This is a genomic window from Roseivirga seohaensis subsp. aquiponti (assembly GCF_001267955.1).
GTDB classification, from domain to species: Bacteria; Bacteroidota; Bacteroidia; order Cytophagales; family Cyclobacteriaceae; genus Roseivirga; species Roseivirga seohaensis.
In genome coordinates this window covers 95,123-111,121 of sequence record NZ_JSVA01000016.1, presented here as the reverse complement: position 1 = coordinate 111,121, position 15,999 = coordinate 95,123, and the positions used below count along the sequence as shown (strand labels likewise).

The 15,999-nt window shown below is 38.3% G+C and carries 15 protein-coding genes; 2 read left to right on the top strand and 13 right to left on the bottom strand.

Annotated features, from left to right (window positions below; all coding sequences use genetic code 11):
- Positions 1–48: 48 nt before the first annotated feature.
- The 7 genes from OB69_RS13995 to OB69_RS13965 form a co-directional block, all read right to left on the bottom strand.
- Complete coding sequence (locus OB69_RS13995) at positions 49–600, bottom strand: hypothetical protein (protein WP_053224362.1); 552 nt, start codon at positions 598–600, stop codon at positions 49–51.
- A 41-nt stretch (positions 601–641) separates the two neighbouring features.
- Complete coding sequence (locus OB69_RS13990; protein ID WP_053224361.1) at positions 642–1,883, bottom strand: alkaline phosphatase family protein; 1,242 nt, start codon at positions 1,881–1,883, stop codon at positions 642–644.
- A gap of 80 nt (positions 1,884–1,963) precedes the next feature.
- Complete coding sequence (locus OB69_RS13985) at positions 1,964–3,772, bottom strand: acyl-CoA dehydrogenase (protein WP_053224360.1); 1,809 nt, start codon at positions 3,770–3,772, stop codon at positions 1,964–1,966.
- A 92-nt stretch (positions 3,773–3,864) separates the two neighbouring features.
- Positions 3,865–5,322, bottom strand: coding sequence for a cardiolipin synthase (cls, locus tag OB69_RS13980; RefSeq protein WP_053224359.1), 1,458 nt, complete (start codon positions 5,320–5,322; stop codon positions 3,865–3,867).
- 70 nt (positions 5,323–5,392) lie between these two features.
- Entirely contained in the window at positions 5,393–5,959 is a 567-nt protein-coding gene (locus tag OB69_RS13975) for a Maf family nucleotide pyrophosphatase (RefSeq protein ID WP_053224358.1), read from the bottom strand.
- Positions 5,925–7,223 carry a DUF1015 domain-containing protein gene (locus OB69_RS13970; RefSeq protein WP_053224357.1) on the bottom strand — a complete coding sequence of 433 codons (1,299 nt, stop codon included), beginning with the start codon at positions 7,221–7,223 and terminating at the stop codon, positions 5,925–5,927. Before OB69_RS13970 ends, OB69_RS13975 begins: the two co-directional genes overlap by 35 nt.
- A gap of 5 nt (positions 7,224–7,228) precedes the next feature.
- Positions 7,229–8,719 (bottom strand): acetyl-CoA carboxylase biotin carboxylase subunit, encoded by a 1,491-nt coding sequence (locus OB69_RS13965; RefSeq protein ID WP_053224408.1) that lies wholly within the window; start codon positions 8,717–8,719, stop codon positions 7,229–7,231.
- A gap of 165 nt (positions 8,720–8,884) precedes the next feature.
- Between OB69_RS13965 and OB69_RS13960 the strand changes: the two genes are divergently transcribed.
- Both OB69_RS13960 and OB69_RS13955 read left to right on the top strand, forming a co-directional pair.
- Positions 8,885–10,135 carry an aminotransferase class I/II-fold pyridoxal phosphate-dependent enzyme gene (locus OB69_RS13960; protein WP_053224356.1) on the top strand — a complete coding sequence of 417 codons (1,251 nt, stop codon included), beginning with the start codon at positions 8,885–8,887 and terminating at the stop codon, positions 10,133–10,135.
- Positions 10,136–10,233: 98 nt separating this feature from the next.
- The gene (locus OB69_RS13955; RefSeq protein WP_053224355.1) at positions 10,234–10,410 is read left to right on the top strand and encodes a hypothetical protein; all 177 of its coding nucleotides are present in this window, start codon (positions 10,234–10,236) and stop codon (positions 10,408–10,410) included.
- A 73-nt stretch (positions 10,411–10,483) separates the two neighbouring features.
- On the opposite strand, the gene dapA is transcribed toward OB69_RS13955, so the two are convergent.
- From dapA to OB69_RS13925, 6 genes are all read right to left on the bottom strand, one after another.
- On the bottom strand, positions 10,484–11,344 hold the full coding sequence (gene dapA / locus OB69_RS13950) for a 4-hydroxy-tetrahydrodipicolinate synthase (RefSeq protein WP_053224354.1): 861 nt from the start codon (positions 11,342–11,344) through the stop codon (positions 10,484–10,486).
- A 5-nt stretch (positions 11,345–11,349) separates the two neighbouring features.
- Positions 11,350–11,844, bottom strand: coding sequence for a DUF6913 domain-containing protein (locus OB69_RS13945; RefSeq protein ID WP_053224353.1), 495 nt, complete (start codon positions 11,842–11,844; stop codon positions 11,350–11,352).
- Entirely contained in the window at positions 11,844–13,898 is a 2,055-nt protein-coding gene (ligA, locus tag OB69_RS13940) for an NAD-dependent DNA ligase LigA (protein WP_053224407.1), read from the bottom strand. Before ligA ends, OB69_RS13945 begins: the two co-directional genes overlap by 1 nt.
- A 17-nt stretch (positions 13,899–13,915) precedes the next feature.
- Positions 13,916–14,113 (bottom strand): exodeoxyribonuclease VII small subunit, encoded by a 198-nt coding sequence (gene xseB, locus OB69_RS13935; protein WP_053224352.1) that lies wholly within the window; start codon positions 14,111–14,113, stop codon positions 13,916–13,918.
- Positions 14,106–15,410, bottom strand: a complete 1,305-nt coding sequence (gene xseA, locus OB69_RS13930; protein WP_053224351.1) for an exodeoxyribonuclease VII large subunit — start codon at positions 15,408–15,410, stop codon at positions 14,106–14,108. Before xseA ends, xseB begins: the two co-directional genes overlap by 8 nt.
- 94 nt (positions 15,411–15,504) lie before the next feature.
- Positions 15,505–15,990 carry a hypothetical protein gene (locus OB69_RS13925; protein ID WP_053224350.1) on the bottom strand — a complete coding sequence of 162 codons (486 nt, stop codon included), beginning with the start codon at positions 15,988–15,990 and terminating at the stop codon, positions 15,505–15,507.
- Positions 15,991–15,999 lie beyond the last annotated feature (9 nt).

The following is a 15,999-nucleotide window of genomic DNA, read 5'->3' as shown; positions in this document are numbered from 1 at the left end:
TATCAACCGCATCTATTTTTAGAGTGGATAGAAATTTTAAGAAGGCCGCTAAAGGTCGTTATATACTGGTGCTGCTATTTCTTTATAGGGAACAGCACTCATCAATAAGCCGCCACTCATATGGTAACTGAGGTTCACGAGGTCATTTGAAACTGGGTCAATATTAAAATCTACACAGGCAATTTGAAGCTGACTTCCGTTAGAAAAGCTGAGCACCATTTCTTGAGGTACAAAAAGTTTTTCCTCTAGAATTTCGAAATTCTCATCAAGTTTCTGGAAGTAAGTCCAATTGATGGCTACTTCATTCACTTCATCGCCTTCCATATTTTTGAAGGTGTCGATGTTGGTGATTTCAATATCATCCCAATCTTCATCTACTTCTACCTTGGCCAAAGAGAAGTTGAAAATTTGATCTTCTGGATGCCAGTAGAAGGTAAGTGGGCTGTCTTCAAAAACAAATGCTACAGCAGCAGAAACCACTACTGCCTCGTTTTCTTCCACAAAAGGGTAGGGCTGGTGGTGGTTGAATACTCTAATACTGGTTAGTTTTTTATTAAGAATCTTACTTATGAGGAGTTCGTTGGCTTCTTGTTCAGTCATTACGTACTTGTTGTCCTATTAAAAAATCAAATATACATTTCTTACTTTATGTAAGCACCCTTCAACACCTCCAACTTTCCGTCAACCTCAGGTAACTCATTAATGCCTAAAATATGGGCTACAAATGGGTAAACGTTTACATTTTCAAACTTAGTAAGTTTGAAGCCTGGTTTAATGTTTGGCCCATTTGCGTAGAAAATGGTAGCCATATCTTCTGAGAGATAAGGATCATAACCATGCTCTCCGTGTACCCCGCCTCTAATAATATTTCTTTGCCAATTGCTTTTAGAATTTAAAGAGTGACCTGCATTGGCCACCAAAACTATTTCGCCACTTCGCAAATTTTGATAGTGCCAGTTTTTAGGGAAGGCCTCTTTCTTGTAGGCTGTGAAATTATTCTCCTTTCCTTTAATGGCCGTATATATTTGGTCAGTTTTTGATTGGTCGTTAACATAAAGGTGAGCGAGAGTTCCACTGTTAACAAACCTGTACTCATCCTTATTTATTCCTTCCAGAACTTCATCAACGTTAATCAAACTTTCTTCATTATTGGCTACTTCGTTCATACCGTGATCGGAAGTGACAATCACATTCACTGGCAGATCAATTTGTTTGAGCTGCTCCATGATTAAACCCAGAAGTCGATCGGCTTCTAAAACAGATTCTTTAGCACCATTAGGGCCGTTGGCATGTCCTTGGTCGTCCACTAGAGAAAAGTATAATGAAATGTAATTAGGACGTTCAGCTTTGGGTAATTTTAGCCATTCCATTACCGTTGAAATTCTATCTTCATTTTTCACTTTCCCATCATAAATCTCATAGTAATCAGGGAAACTGCCCGCGATTGGGGCTTCGGAACCCACCCAGAAATAAGAAGCTGATTTCATTCCGTTTTTTTGCACCAATTGCCACAAGGGTAGCCCCCCATAAAAAGCTGGGTTTTCTACCACTTTACGGTTGCCGATGCTATACCGTAAATCAAGGTCGCGGTCATAGAAATTATTATCCACCAAGCCGTGATTTCCCGGATAAAGCCCCGTTACCAATGTATAATGATTTGGGAATGTTTTACTCGGAAATGAGGGAAGCATGGCTTCGGCAGAAGTTCCTGTTTCTATGAATTTCTTGAAATTCGGAGCGTCATATTTTTCTACATAATCATGTCTGAAACCATCAAAAGAAATCATGATTACATAAGGAGTTTCCTGTTGACAAGAAACGGAACTCATTGCTATAAGTGCAAATACAGTGAATAATAAGGCTGATTTTATATACTTCTTCATTGCTTTGTGGATTGCCTCAAAGATAAAGGCTGCATCAATTAATACGATTGCTTTTTGGGTTTTTTACAAGTTAAAGATACCTAATCTAGGTAGCTCAGTTTCATGTCAATGGTCAGAGCCAGTTCATTCATGATGGTTTTTGAAAGTCCTTTGCAGCGGCTCATTTCATATTTATAAAAGAATTGGAGTGTGTGAAGCTTGCTTTCATAGAAATCGGTAGCGTAAGTGCTGTCGTTTGTGTCTAAAGCTTTCTGTGCCGAAACCCCGATTTTAAGCCACTGCCAGCCCATTACTACCGTTCCGAATAAATCCATAAAAATTGTGGCATCGGCCAAGTAGCGTTCAAAATCCCCATTTTGAGCATGAGGCATTAAGGCACCTAAAACCTGTTGTATTGAATTAAGGCTTTCTCCTAAAACTCGAATATTAAATTGGAGTGAATCATGAGCGCTAGCTTCTTTAATAGTAGACTGAATTTCTTCGGCTAGCCATTCCAGCACTTTGCCATTTTTTAACCCCACTTTTCGGCCTAATAAATCCAATGACTGAATGCCTGTTGTGCCTTCGTAAATGGAAATAATTCGAATGTCACGGTAATATTGTTGAAGAATAAAGTCCATGCAGAAGCCGTAGCCGCCAAGTACTTGTAATCCTGTACTTACTGCTTCAAGCCCTTTTTCTGAAGGATAGGTTTTAGCGATAGGAGTGAGTAATTCTAGAAGTAAATTGTAACGTCCCTTTTCTTCTCCTTCTGAAATATGTTCTAAATCCACATAATGCGCGGCCTGCATTACCAAACTTAAAGAACCTTCCACAATGGCTTTTTGGAAGAGCAGCATTCGTTTTACATCAGGGTGATTGATGATTAAGGTTTGATCTTCGTCTAAGTCCTTTTTACCTGAAGATGTTAATTTTCTTCCCTGAGGCCTTTCTTTTGCATATTGAAGCGAAGCATAATAAGCAGCTGAGGCTATTCCCGTTCCCATTCTGCCAGTTGCAATTCTAGCTTCATTCATCATTTGGAACATGTAAATTAAGCCATGATTTTCGTCTCCAATCATGTGCCCAACGCTGTCTTCAAAAACCAAATGCGAGGTGCAATAACCCCGCTGACCCAGTTTTTCAAATTCTCCGGCCACAATCACTTGCTGCTTACCAAGACTACCATCAGCGGCTACTATTTTCTTCGGAACTACAAAAAGCGAAACTCCTTTTGTGCCCGAAGGAGCGCCTTCTGTTCGAGCCAATACCAAATGAATAATGTTCTCGGCAAACTGATGGTCACCTGAGGAGATGAATATTTTTTGACCGTTGATTTTATAGGTGCCATCTTCCTGAAGGCTGGCAGTAGTTTTTACATCTGATAATGACGATCCCGCTTGCGGTTCGGTCAAACACATGGTGCCTGTCCATTCTAGAGACATCATTTTTTGCGCGTAGGTTTCTTTTAGAAAATCATTTCCAAAAGAGACAATAAGGTTTGCCGCACCTGCGGTTAAACCTAAATAGCCCGTAACATGGTTATTGGCGGCTTCCATCATAAAATAGAGCGTATGAAAAACGATGTTCGGTAATTGTAAACCGCCATCTTTTTCCTCGAACATGGCAGCTACAAGTCCCATTTCGCCTGATTCTTTTAGAATGCTTTCAAATTGCGGGTGAATCGTAATTACTCCGTTTGCAAAGGAGGAAGGCTTTTCATCCATTTCTTTAATAAAAGGATGGAGGCTTTTATCGCAGAAGGTTTTTACCGAATCTAACAATAGATCAATCGATGGTTTGTCGTAAGCAGCATAACGGTTGGCTTCAAGTAATTCTTCCGTTTGATGAACATTGTACATCAAAAACTTGATGGTGTTTAGGTTAGTATACTGTGATGGATTAGGCATGGCATATTGGTTTGTTTTCAATATAAGTGAAAACAAATAAAATGCAGGTAACTAAGTTCAGAATGAAGTTTATTCAGTTGCCAATTGTGAGCTTAAAGCAATGGCGCAAGTAATCTACAAACAGATTCGAGCAGTTTCTTCGAAATACTGCGTTTCTTCCATTCACTAAGATGTAATTCTTCGCAATCGGCCTTATCGGTTTCAAAATTCTGATTGAGTTGAATAGCAATAGCAGGATCATAAATATAGGTGTTCACCTCATGGTTTAGGTCGAAACTTCGGTAATCCATATTGGCTGTGCCTACTATGGCTAGCTTTCCGTCTACTGTAAGCGTTTTAGAATGCAGAAACCCTTTTTTGTAAAGGTAAACCTTAACCCCCGCTTCTAAAAGCAACTTCATATAAGACATGGAGGCTGCTTGAACAATCCAAGAGTCAGAAGCATGGGGAATCATAAGTTCTACCGAAACCCCACTTTTGGCAGAGGTAGTGATTCCGTTAATAATACTCTCATTTGGAATGAAGTATGGGGTAGCAATTTTAAGACTATTTCTAGCAGAATTAATGGCTAGGTAGAAAGAGTCCATAATACTGGCTAAATCCCAATCGGGGCCACTTGCGTTTACCTGAACATAACTAGAACCAAATGAAGGTTCGGTTTTTGGGAAATGCTTTTCAGTTGGTCGCCAAGGCTGACCAGAGACAAATTGCCAATTGAGAATAAATAGAAACTGTAATGTTTTTACTGCGGAGCCTTCGATTTTAATATGGGTGTCGCGCCAGTAGGTTGGGTATTTTCCATTGTTGATATAACGGTCGTCTACATTAATCCCTCCAGTAAAACTGGTAATACCATCAATAATAACCACTTTCCTGTGGTTGCGGTAATTGATTTTACTGGTAAATGAAGGGAAAAGTACTGGCATGAATTCATAAATTTCAACACCAGCGCTTTTCATTTTTTCGAAATAAGCGCTTTTTAAACCGAGGCTTCCAACACCATCTACAATCACCCTTACTTGAACACCCTCTTTGGCTTTAGCCATTAATAACTCACTGATTTGATGCCCGATTCCATCGCTAGTAAAGATGTAGTATTCTAAATGAATATGATTTTTTGCTTGTTTCAGTGCTTCTAAAAGTGCTGGAAACTTTTCTTCCCCATTTTTCAATAAGGTAATTCTATTATTTTCTGAAAGAGGAGAGAGATCGCGACTTAAAAAGCGGATGAGTTTATCGAATTGTTCGCTTACTAAAGCTTTATGAATAGGAGTTGCATTCTCTGGGGTTAAATATTCGTCAATATATTTTTGGCCAAAAGCAGAGTTGATCAATTGGTTTTTAGAGAAAATCCTTCGTTTTCTGATGTGCTGCCCAAAAAACAGATAGATGATTAGGCCTAAAACAGGCAGCAATAACAGCAATAAGAGGTAAGAATGCGTTTTTAGCGGGTTTCGATTTTCAAGCAGAATATTAATAACCACAATAAAGATAGCTAAATAATATAGCCCTAGAAGGAAAGGAGAAAGCGTGAACCAAAAATCGAGCATGATTAAAATTAGCGATTTAACCCATAGCTAGTTACTAAAGTTCAAAATTGATTTCAATGAGAAATGGAGATTAAAAGCTTAGAAGTTCTTTATATAACCTATGTAGGGGTAAACCCATTACATTGTAAAAATCACCTTCAATTTTTTCTATGCCCACCATGCCAATCCATTCTTGGATTCCGTAGGCACCTGCCTTGTCGAAAGGCTTGTATTTTTTGATATAATGCTCGATTTCAGCTTTTTCTAGCTTTCGAAAAGTGACTTTGGTAGTTTCTGAAAAGCTTGTTTTTTTATTAGAAGAACGAAGACAAACGCCTGTGATTACCTGATGCGTTTTGCCTGAAAGCGACTGAATCATCTCAAACGCTTCCTGTGTATTTTCGGCTTTATTCAAGATTTCACCTTGGTTCAATACGGTTGTGTCAGAAGTAATGACCAACTCATTTTCTTTTAGATTCTCAAAGGCCTGCGATTTCTTAACCGCCAAGTATTCAGCTACTTCGTTTACGGGTATTGATACAGGAAAAGACTCGTCTACCTCTTTCGTTCTGATTTCAAAATCCACTTCCAAAGATCGAAGCAGCTCTTGCCTTCGAGGCGATTTAGAAGCCAATATCAAATGGTAGGGTAAATTCATCTTCTTTAATTGATCCGAATAAATAACCACTAATTACTTTAGGGTAGAAATAGGTGGATTTTTGAGGTAGGGTATATCCTGAGTGGCAAACGTTTTTCACATCTTCCATGCTGATGTCTTGGGTGATAATGGCAAAATCTACTTCCCCAGTAATGGTTTTTTCTAAACAGTTTGAGAAGTTTCTTTCAAAGGAAATATGCTCAGAACTACGTTGGTCTTTCCCTAAAATGCCCAATGCTTTTTCTATAATAAAATAGTGCATTACGGTTAAGTCTAAATCCTTTACTACCTGCGGGAAATTCCATTTGAGTTCAGTAATTCGTTCAGGCTTCAATCTTACTTTCACGGCCTCTTTTCCAAACAATAAACCAAAGGCCCATTTTTTACCTAAAATGATTTCATTTACATCATTTGGGTTGTCTAGTGGTTTAATAATAAAGTCTTCAGAAAGTTTATGAAGCAGTTCTTCTTTGTTGAAGTTTTTTAAGCCAGAGAGTAGCCTGTGGGTAGGTAGGATTCTTAAATCATCGGCTTCTGCATTGGTGAGGTACATCAAATGAAAATTGTAAGCCTCATTACCAGTGTGGTTTGGGTTTTGAGCCTGCATTTGCTGTTTATAGAGCAAAGAGCCTTCGTATCTATGATGACCATCGGCTAAAATTACCTGTTGATCTTTCAGTTTAGCCACAAATTTTTTGATAACTTCAAAATCATGGATAACGCTTAAAACATCGCGAACGCCTTGGTAGTCTTCCCTGTCGTAAATAGGGTTTTTCATACTTTCGTCCATGTATTGCTCAAGGCTAAATTCAGGGTCGAAATAAAGCCCATGCGTTGGGCTTACATTCATTTGACTTTGTGCCAAAATATCTATTCTGTCGTTTACAGAATGCGGCATTGTGTTTTCATGACGAAGTACATCAGAATCTACACTGTTCCAGTCTGTAGCTTCTATAAAACAAATAAAGCCCTTTCTAATATATGTTCGCTTACTGCCAGGTAGTGAAAAATGTTGGTAATAAACGTAAATGCCTGGTATTTGATCTTGATTGATAATACCTTTTGCTTTCCATTCTTCTACTGTCCTCTTCTGCGTTTCAATATTTTTGGGAACGCTGATGTGTATACTATTATAAGGGTTGCTATATAGTGCTTCCCGTTGTTTTTTTGAAACAACATCAAAAAGGGGGGAGGCTAAATCTTCAATATTTGCTGATAGATCACGGTTATAGCGCCAAGCTCGAAAGGGTTTTATTCTTGCCATAATGGTTAGTCGCGTACTCTTAGTTTCCAGTTACTGGTTGTGGTATTATTCTTTAGTTTGAGACTATTGTTACTTTTTTCTTCACTGATTAAAGCAGCAAGTACCAATGCAATGTCATGATGCTCGGGGTTTACTTCCTGAAGTAATTCAGGTTTGTAATATGTTTCCACAAACTTGGTGTCGAATTTACCTGAAGTAAAGGCTTCGTGCTTAATGGCGAACTCGCAGAAGTTAAGAGTAGTTTTAAAACCTGTTATTTCATATTCCTGAATAGCTTTTACCATTCTTTCAATGGCTTCAGTTCGGTCTTTTCCTGAGGCAACAAGCTTGGCTATCATTGGGTCGTAATAAATAGGAATATCCATTCCCTCTTCAAAACCGTCATCTACTCTAATCCCTGGTCCCTCAGGTCGATTGTAGGTACTTAAATACCCAATATCTGGGAGGAAATTATTGGTGGGGTCCTCAGCGTAAACTCTTACTTCCAATGAATGTCCTTTTATTTTAAGGTCTTCTTGTTTAAAGCTTAATGGATGACCTTCGGCAATTAAGATTTGTTCTTTTACTAAGTCTACACCGGTAATTTCTTCGGTAACGGGGTGTTCTACTTGTAAACGTGTATTCATTTCTAGAAAGAAGAAATCTAAATTTTCGTCTACAATAAACTCTACTGTACCTGCACTGTAGTAGTCGCAAGATTTGGCAACACCCAACGCAGCTTCGCCCATGGCTTTACGTTTTTCTGGAGTTAGTATGGCAGAAGGGGCTTCTTCAATTACTTTTTGGTGTCTTCTTTGAATAGAACATTCACGTTCGAAAAGGTAAACCAAGTTTCCATGTTTATCGCCCAATACCTGAATTTCGATATGGCGTGGAGAGGTGATGAATTTTTCAACGAAAACAGCACCATTCCCAAAAGCAGATTGTGCTTCGCTAATGGCACGTTTCATTTGCTCTTCCAGTTCTTCTGGGTTTTCAACAACCCTCATTCCTTTACCACCACCACCAGCGCTGGCCTTAATTAGAACTGGATAACCTACTTGCTCAGCGATTTTTCTTGCCTCTTCCGGATCTGTGACGGCATGATTTACTCCTGGTACCATAGGAACGTTATAGCCCGATACAGCCTCTTTGGCAGACAGTTTATCACCCATGATTTCAATGGCTTTTGTAGATGGGCCAATAAAAATGATACCGTTTTCTTCTATACTTTTTGCAAAACCACCGTTTTCGGAGAGGAATCCATAGCCAGGATGCACGGCATCAACGGCCAAGTCTTTACAGATTTTAATAATTTTGTCAGTCATTAAGTAAGACTGTGCGGAAGGAGGAGGGCCAACGTTAACGGCTTCGTCTGCATAGCGCACATGTGGCGAATGGCGGTCTGCATCGCTATATATGGCTACAGTTTTGATTCCCATTTCGCGGGCTGTTTTCATTACCCTAACAGCAATTTCACCGCGGTTGGCTACTAAAATTTTATTTATTTTCCTGATTTCCATTCCCTTCAAAATTTTGCTTACAATGCTAATTAATTATCTGCTAAAATCTAAGTTTGGACTCATGATATATACATGCTGTTTTTTGATAAATGGCGTTTATAGTGTTACATTTGCAGCCTTATTTGTTACTTAGGTTAATCAACTTAAAGTCTAAAGGAATTGGATCTATTTGAAAAATTACTTGCTGATAACGGCCCACTAGGGAAACATTCAGAGATATCAGAAGGGTACTTTACGTTCCCTAAATTAGAAGGTGAAATTGCTCCTCGAATGAAGTTTATGGGCAAAGAAGTCCTTACTTGGAGTTTAAATAACTATTTGGGTTTGGGTAACCTACCAGAAGTTAGAGAGGCAGATGCCAAGGCCGCTGCCGACTGGGGCTTAGCTTACCCGATGGGAGCGAGAATGATGTCTGGAAACACGGATTATCATGAAGAATTAGAGCAAGGCTTGGCCTCTTTTGTGGGCAAAGAATCAGGATATTTACTGAATTACGGATATCAAGGAGTGCTTTCTATTATAGATGCTTTGGTCGATCGTAAGGATGTAATTGTTTATGATGGCGAATCGCATGCTTGTATTATCGATGGAGTAAGATTGCACATGGGGAAACGTTTTGTATACCCACATAACGACATCGAAAACCTTGAAAAACAGCTTGAAAGAGCAACTCGCTTAACTAAAGAAACCGGAGGCGGAATTTTAGTGATTACCGAAGGTGTATTTGGGATGACTGGTAACCTTGGTTCATTAAATGAGATTGCTGCCTTAAAATCTAAATTCAACTTTAGGCTTTTTGTAGATGATGCTCATGGTTTTGGTACTATGGGAGCAACAGGAGCAGGAACTCATGAACATTTAAATTGTATAGATGAGGTAGATTTGTACTTCTCCACTTTTGCTAAATCAATGGCTGCTGTAGGTGCCTTTGTAGCAGGAGATAAGCAGATAATCCATTACCTTAAGTATAATATGAGGTCTCAAATTTTTGCAAAGGCATTACCAATGCCTTTTGTGATTGGTGGACTTAAAAGGTTGGAGATTATAAAAACACAACCTCAGCATAAGGAAAATCTTTGGAAAATTGTAAATGCGCTTCAAGGTGGGTTGCAAGCGAAAGGTTTTAGTATTGGAACTACCAAATCGAGTGTAACTCCTGTGGTTTTGAATGGAACCGTTGGTGAAGCTGCAACCTTGAGCAAAGATTTAAGAGAGAATTTCAATATTTTCTGTTCTGTTGTGATATACCCAGTAGTGCCGAAAGGAATGATCATTTTAAGACTAATTCCAACCGCCTCACACAGTATGGAAGATGTAAACGAAACCATTGCAGCATTTGAGGCAATAAAAGGTAAGTTAACAAGCGGTGAGTACAAAAATGCCGAGTTAGCTGCTGCCTTTGGAGAGTAATGTTAAAAAAAAGTGCCCTGACTGTTGCAAATAGAGTATTTTGATTTAAATTGCTATCCAAACAAACATTTTTCAACAACCTTAAAAGCACAAATAATATGAGCAGATTTAGCGAAGTAAAAAACTTAATTGACTCTTTAGAGGGTGATTTCGAAAAGTTCTACGACAAGAAAAATCAAGCTGCGGGTACTAGAGTTAGAAAAGGAATGCAAGACCTTAAGAACTTAGCTCAAGAAATTCGAATTGATGTTCAAAACATTAAGAACCAAGGATAATTATTACATCCTTTGAAAAATAAAAGAGAGGCTAATCGTTAGATTGGCCTCTCTTTTTTTGTGCTGTAATTACTTATAATAAAGCCTTAATCTTTGTTTTAAGGTCTTCTGAGGCGGGTAATAGCGGCATTCGTACGTAGTTTTTACATATACCGAATTCTTCTAAAACCTGCTTTATTCCTACCGGATTGCTTTCTGCATACATCAAAGGATTAATGTCGATTAACTCAAAAGTGGCTTCTGAAGATGCTTTAAAATCGGCAGAAAATGCTGCCTTTGTTATCCTCTTAAAGATTTCTGGGAAGGCATTTGCAAGCACAGAAATAACACCAACTGCCCCAGTCGCCATCATGGGAGTTGTTAATAAATCGTCACCAGAAATCAATAAAAAGTCTTCCGGAGCATCATTTGAAATGGACATGCACTGTGTTAAATCACCAGAAGCTTCTTTAATTGCAACAATATTTTTGTGTTGAGCCAAACGTAATGTAGTGTTTGCTGATATATTTGATTGCGTTCTACCAGGTACATTGTATAAAATTACAGGAACCGGAGATGCATCGGCAATCATTTTAAAATGCTGATAAATTCCTTCTTGGCTTGGCTTATTATAGTATGGACTTACAGATAGTATTGCGTCTACGCCATCTAAATCAGCCGATTTAATATTGTCTAAAACAGACTGTGTGTTGTTTCCTCCAATACCATATACAATGGGTAAACCAGTTTTATTATTCTTCTTTACAAACGAGAGAATCTCAGCTTTTTCCGCTGCAGTGGTAGTGGCCGATTCTCCCGTTGTACCTTGTACTACGAAATAATCAACCCCTTTGGCGGTGTGCTCTAATAGTTTTAATAGCCCGTCAAAATCAATTGTTAAATCTTCATTAAAAGGTGTAACTAGCGCTACACCTGTACCTTTTAATATCTCCATTTTCTTTACTTCAATGCGTTTACATAAATAAGCATTTGGTCTGATAAGTTCTTCAAACCTGCACTTTTATTAATTTTAATCATCAGGTCATAAATGCCTTCACCTTGGTCTGAATGACAACCTACTTTCCAATTAGCCCTTGATTTTGTTAGCAAGGGTTTAATAGATGAATTAATATCGAAATCAAGATGAAATAAGTAGTCGAAAGGTTTTTCCATAAAAGATAGAACAGTTTCAGACTGAATCTTTCCGAATAAATTGAAATCAGCTCGGCTAAAGGTTGGGCTTTCTGTAGCCGGTTGAATTTTTTTTATAGGGTTGAAGCACAAAAAGTCAATGGACTTGTTTGAGCCTAATGAATTGGCGAACTCTTGAATAGATTTTTCCTTATGGCTGTCTTCCCAAGAATAAAGTAACCCTATGTGTTTCGACTCAGAAAAAAGCTTAAAGCCTTCTTGGGTATTACCATTTACGGTTGATGATTTTGAGAATAATGACATCAATTATTGATCATTTGAATAAATTCTTCTTCTGAAATTATTTTAATTCCGAGGGTGGTAGCTTTCTCTAATTTGGATGGCCCCATTTTGTCGCCAGCCACTAAGAAGTCTAGTTTTTTACTGATAGAGGAAATTATTTTACCTCCATTGGCCTTAATTTTTTCTTGAAGTTCATCTCTAGAAAATTGGGTAAATACTCCAGAAATAACAAAGGTTTTACCTTCAAAAATATTGCTTTCAGGAGCCAGAACCTGAGATTGGTCTTTCTCGAGTCGAACTCCAGCTTCTTTTAATTTTTGAATGATTAGAATATGTTCTTCATTCTGAAAAAACTCGATAACACTTTGGGCTATTCTGTCTCCAATTTCCTCTACCGCTATAAGGCTTTCAAAGCTTGCCTTTGCTAAGGTATCTATATTCTGAAAATGAGCTGCTAATTTTTCTGCAACAGTTTTGCCTACATAACGAATTCCTAAACCAAAAAGAACACGTTCAAATGGAACTTGCTTAGATGCTTCAATCGCCTTAATGATGTTCCCCGCAGATTTATCACGAAGACTTCTTACGGTATATTCACCTTTTTTATCTGAATAAATACGGAATTCAAGACCATTTAACTGATCAAAAGTCAGGCTGTACAAATCAGCGTAGTTACTGATTAAATTATTCTGAAGTAATCCTCTTATGGTTTCAGGGCCAAGTGAATCGATATCAACAGCTTTGCGCTGAATAAAATGTTCAATTCTCCCCAATACTTGCGGAGGACAGGCATCTGCATTTGGGCAATAATGGTTGGCTTCTCCTTCTTGCCTAACTAACGATGTTCCACATTCAGGACATTCCGTAATGTACGTAATTGGTTCACTATCAGATTTTCGCAAGGCGAGATTAACAGCAGTTACTTTCGGGATTATTTCGCCACCTTTTTCTACAAAAACGGTATCCCCAATACGCAAATCTAGCCTTTCAATTTGATCGGCATTATGAAGCGAAGCTCTTTTTACCGTTGTGCCTGCTAAAAGTACCGGACTTAAATTGGCCACAGGTGTAACAGAACCTGTTCGTCCTACTTGATATGAAATGCTTTCTAAAACTGTTGCGGCACTTTCTGCTTTGTATTTGTATGAAATGGCCCAACGTGGACTTTTTGCCGTGAACCCCAATTGGTCTTGTTGGTTAAGATCGTTGACCTTGATAACTATGCCATCGGTTTCTACGGGTAGCGTATGCCTTTTTTCTTCCCATTCGTGAATATAAGCCAGTACTTCTTGAATGGAATGACACTTTTTATAGGTAGGCGATACATTAAAGCCCCAACTTTCAACAGCTGCCATACATTCTGAATGAGTTCTGTAGCCTAGGTTTTCGCCTAATAAGTAGTAGAGAAAACAGTCTAATCTACGTTGTGCTACTACGGAAGAATCTTGCATTTTCAATGTTCCAGAAGCTGCATTCCTTGGATTGGCCAATAAATCTAAACCAATGTCTTCACGCTCTGCATTTACACGCTGAAATTCTTTAATAGGAAAGAATGCTTCGCCACGTACTTCAAACTCTGCCGGTACTGCGCCTTTTAATTTTAAGGGAATGGAACGTATGGTTTTGGCATTTGTAGTGATATCATCACCTTGAGTACCATCGCCTCTAGTAACCGCACGTTTTAATACCCCATTTTCATAAGTTAAGCTAAGAGCAACACCATCAAACTTGAGTTCACAGAAGTATTCATACTCCTGACCTTCCAAGCCTTTAGCTACTCGTTTATCAAATTCAATAAGGTCTTCTTCAGAATAGGTATTGCCCAAAGAGAGCATTGGGTATTTGTGAACTACAGTGTCAAACTCTTTGGTAATCGTGCCGCCAACTCGTTGAGTAGGAGAGTCTTCGGCCTTGAATTGAGGGAACTGGACCTCTAGGGCAGCAAGCTTGACCAAAAGTTGGTCAAAATCGAAATCTGAAATTTCAGAAGTGCTTTTTTGGTAATACAAATCACTATGATAGTTGATTTGTTCTGTCAGTTGTTTGATTTGTTCTTGAGCTTGATCGGGTGTCATGGGTGTGTTTTTATAGATCATTCAAGGTTTTCTAAAGAATTGTTCAATTCCTCTTCTGTATTTTTTAAGCGCGATTTACAGTCTTTTATCAGCTGAGTTGCTTCTTTCACTAAACTCGATAAATCATCAATGTCGGGCTGTTGATTTTCAATAATGTCTACAATCGTTTCAATTCTTTCTAACGATTCTTTATAGGTCAATTTCTTCTTACTCATTGTTGGCTGATTTTACCGTACTCTTAATTCTGTGTTTAGCAGTTATGGTTTCTAATTCTTCTCCAGTTTTCACTTCTTGTACTGCGGAAATAGGTTTTCCATTAATTAGTGTAATTGAATAACCTCGATTTAAAACCGATGCTGGGTCAAGTAATTTGAGCTGTTTTTCCAGCCCGTCCAATTTTTTTTCTGCTTCTTTTAGTCTTTGGTATTTAGCTTTCGCTAAGGGTAATTCAAAGTTATCTACTTTCTTGTTTTCAACCCTAAAAAGATTTTTAACCGCGTAATTTAGCCTTAACTGTTTTTGGTTTAATGCATTTTCAGACTGATGCATTATTGCCTTCATCGAAGTTTTTAATGAATAACCCACGTTCATTATTTCGTAAGCCGAAACCTGTAGAAGGTGTTTTCCTGATTTCTCTAACCGATAGGCCATCTCGTTTAGGCTATCGTCATAACGTTCTATTCCAGAAATAAGGAATTCAGCCACAGCGGTAGGCGTTTTCATTTGAGTATGGGCTACTAAATCGGCTATCGTTTCATCTCGTTCATGACCAATTCCAGTAATCACAGGAAGGGGGAATTGTGCAATATGAGAAGCTAATTCATAGTCATCAAAACAATCTAGATCAACCTGAGATCCACCACCGCGAATAATTACCACTAAATCAAAAGCTTGTATTTCAGCATGAATTTGGTGTAAGGCCGATATTATAGCGCTTGGGGCTTGATCGCCCTGCATTAACGATTGAAAGAGTTTTGTTGTGAAAGAATAGCCTCTTGAGTTTTGTTCAATTTGATTTTTAAAATCACCATAACCAGCCGCAGTTTCGGAACTGATGATTGCGATGCATTGCGGAACGATAGGGAGTGTTAGTTCTTTGTTGATATCGAATACGCCTTCGTCTTGAAGCTTTTGAATTATTTCCTGACGTTTTCGGGCACGCTCTCCTAGAGTAAAGTTCGGGTCAATATCCTTAATATTCAGACTCATGCCGTACAGTTCGTGATATTGTACTTGAACATTTAGCAATACTTTTATTCCAGGCTGCAACGAGGTTTTTGTAATGGATTCAAACCAAGCGCTAAGATTTCGGTAGGTATAAGCCCAAATGTTTGCTCTGATTTTGCTGGTTACATACTGACCTTCTTTATCTACCAACTCCATATAGCAATGGCCTTTTGGATTAAGCCTCATTTCGCTGATTTCAGCAATAACCCAATAGGAAGGTTCGAGATTTTTCTCGAGTTCTGATTTAATGAGGCTGGTTAACTCAAAAAGAGTGAGGTGAGTCATAACGCAAATTACATCAATGCCATTCTTGATCAAATGGGATTAAACAAAAAATCCTGCGTTAGCAGGATTTAAATTTTTCTGGGGTGTTATTGCTTTAGTTGCGATTACCACCTCGCTTATGTTCTTCGTTATCATCACGACTCATCTGTTTATATAACGACCTTCTAAAATCACTTTCAAACGAAACCATTCTCCATACCTGTCTTGAATTCAATACATCATTGAACTTTTTCATATAGGTTTTTTCTACATCTAACTCCGCTTGTTTCTGATCTAAGTATATAAAAAGTAACTCGTCAGCATCCACCTCTTTCATGTCTCGAGGGTTATCATACTTCCCATAAATAGCCCTTTTCTTAGCACTGTACTCTTTAGAAAGCGCTATTTTTTTAGAATCATATTCATTGAATAAAGGCCAAAACAGTTTGGCTTGATCTACTGTAAGGTCTAAGCGATTGGTCAAGAAAGCAATTTTGGCTTTCTGGATTTTATCCCTCTCATCTTGTGAGGATCGTCCACTTTGGGCAGGAACTGAAAGGCAGTTGGCTAAAATGAAAAGTGAGAAAATAATTTTTTTCATAATTCTTGT

Bases quoted from the DNA above. Each gene is read 5' to 3' on its own strand.
- xseA (WP_053224351.1), bottom strand. From the start codon at position 15,410: ATGACTCACCTCACTCTTTTTGAGTTAACCAGCCTCATTAAATCAGAA.
- dapA (WP_053224354.1), bottom strand. From the start codon at position 11,344: ATGGAGATATTAAAAGGTACAGGTGTAGCGCTAGTTACACCTTTTAAT.
- cls (WP_053224359.1), bottom strand. From the start codon at position 5,322: ATGCTCGATTTTTGGTTCACGCTTTCTCCTTTCCTTCTAGGGCTATAT.
- OB69_RS13990 (WP_053224361.1), bottom strand. From the start codon at position 1,883: ATGAAGAAGTATATAAAATCAGCCTTATTATTCACTGTATTTGCACTT.
- OB69_RS13985 (WP_053224360.1), bottom strand. From the start codon at position 3,772: ATGCCTAATCCATCACAGTATACTAACCTAAACACCATCAAGTTTTTG.
- OB69_RS13925 (WP_053224350.1), bottom strand. From the start codon at position 15,990: ATGAAAAAAATTATTTTCTCACTTTTCATTTTAGCCAACTGCCTTTCA.
- OB69_RS13995 (WP_053224362.1), bottom strand. From the start codon at position 600: ATGACTGAACAAGAAGCCAACGAACTCCTCATAAGTAAGATTCTTAAT.
- OB69_RS13975 (WP_053224358.1), bottom strand. From the start codon at position 5,959: ATGAATTTACCCTACCATTTGATATTGGCTTCTAAATCGCCTCGAAGG.
- xseB (WP_053224352.1), bottom strand. From the start codon at position 14,113: ATGAGTAAGAAGAAATTGACCTATAAAGAATCGTTAGAAAGAATTGAA.
- OB69_RS13970 (WP_053224357.1), bottom strand. From the start codon at position 7,223: ATGGCAAGAATAAAACCCTTTCGAGCTTGGCGCTATAACCGTGATCTA.
- ligA (WP_053224407.1), bottom strand. From the start codon at position 13,898: ATGACACCCGATCAAGCTCAAGAACAAATCAAACAACTGACAGAACAA.
- OB69_RS13945 (WP_053224353.1), bottom strand. From the start codon at position 11,844: ATGTCATTATTCTCAAAATCATCAACCGTAAATGGTAATACCCAAGAA.
- OB69_RS13955 (WP_053224355.1), top strand. From the start codon at position 10,234: ATGAGCAGATTTAGCGAAGTAAAAAACTTAATTGACTCTTTAGAGGGT.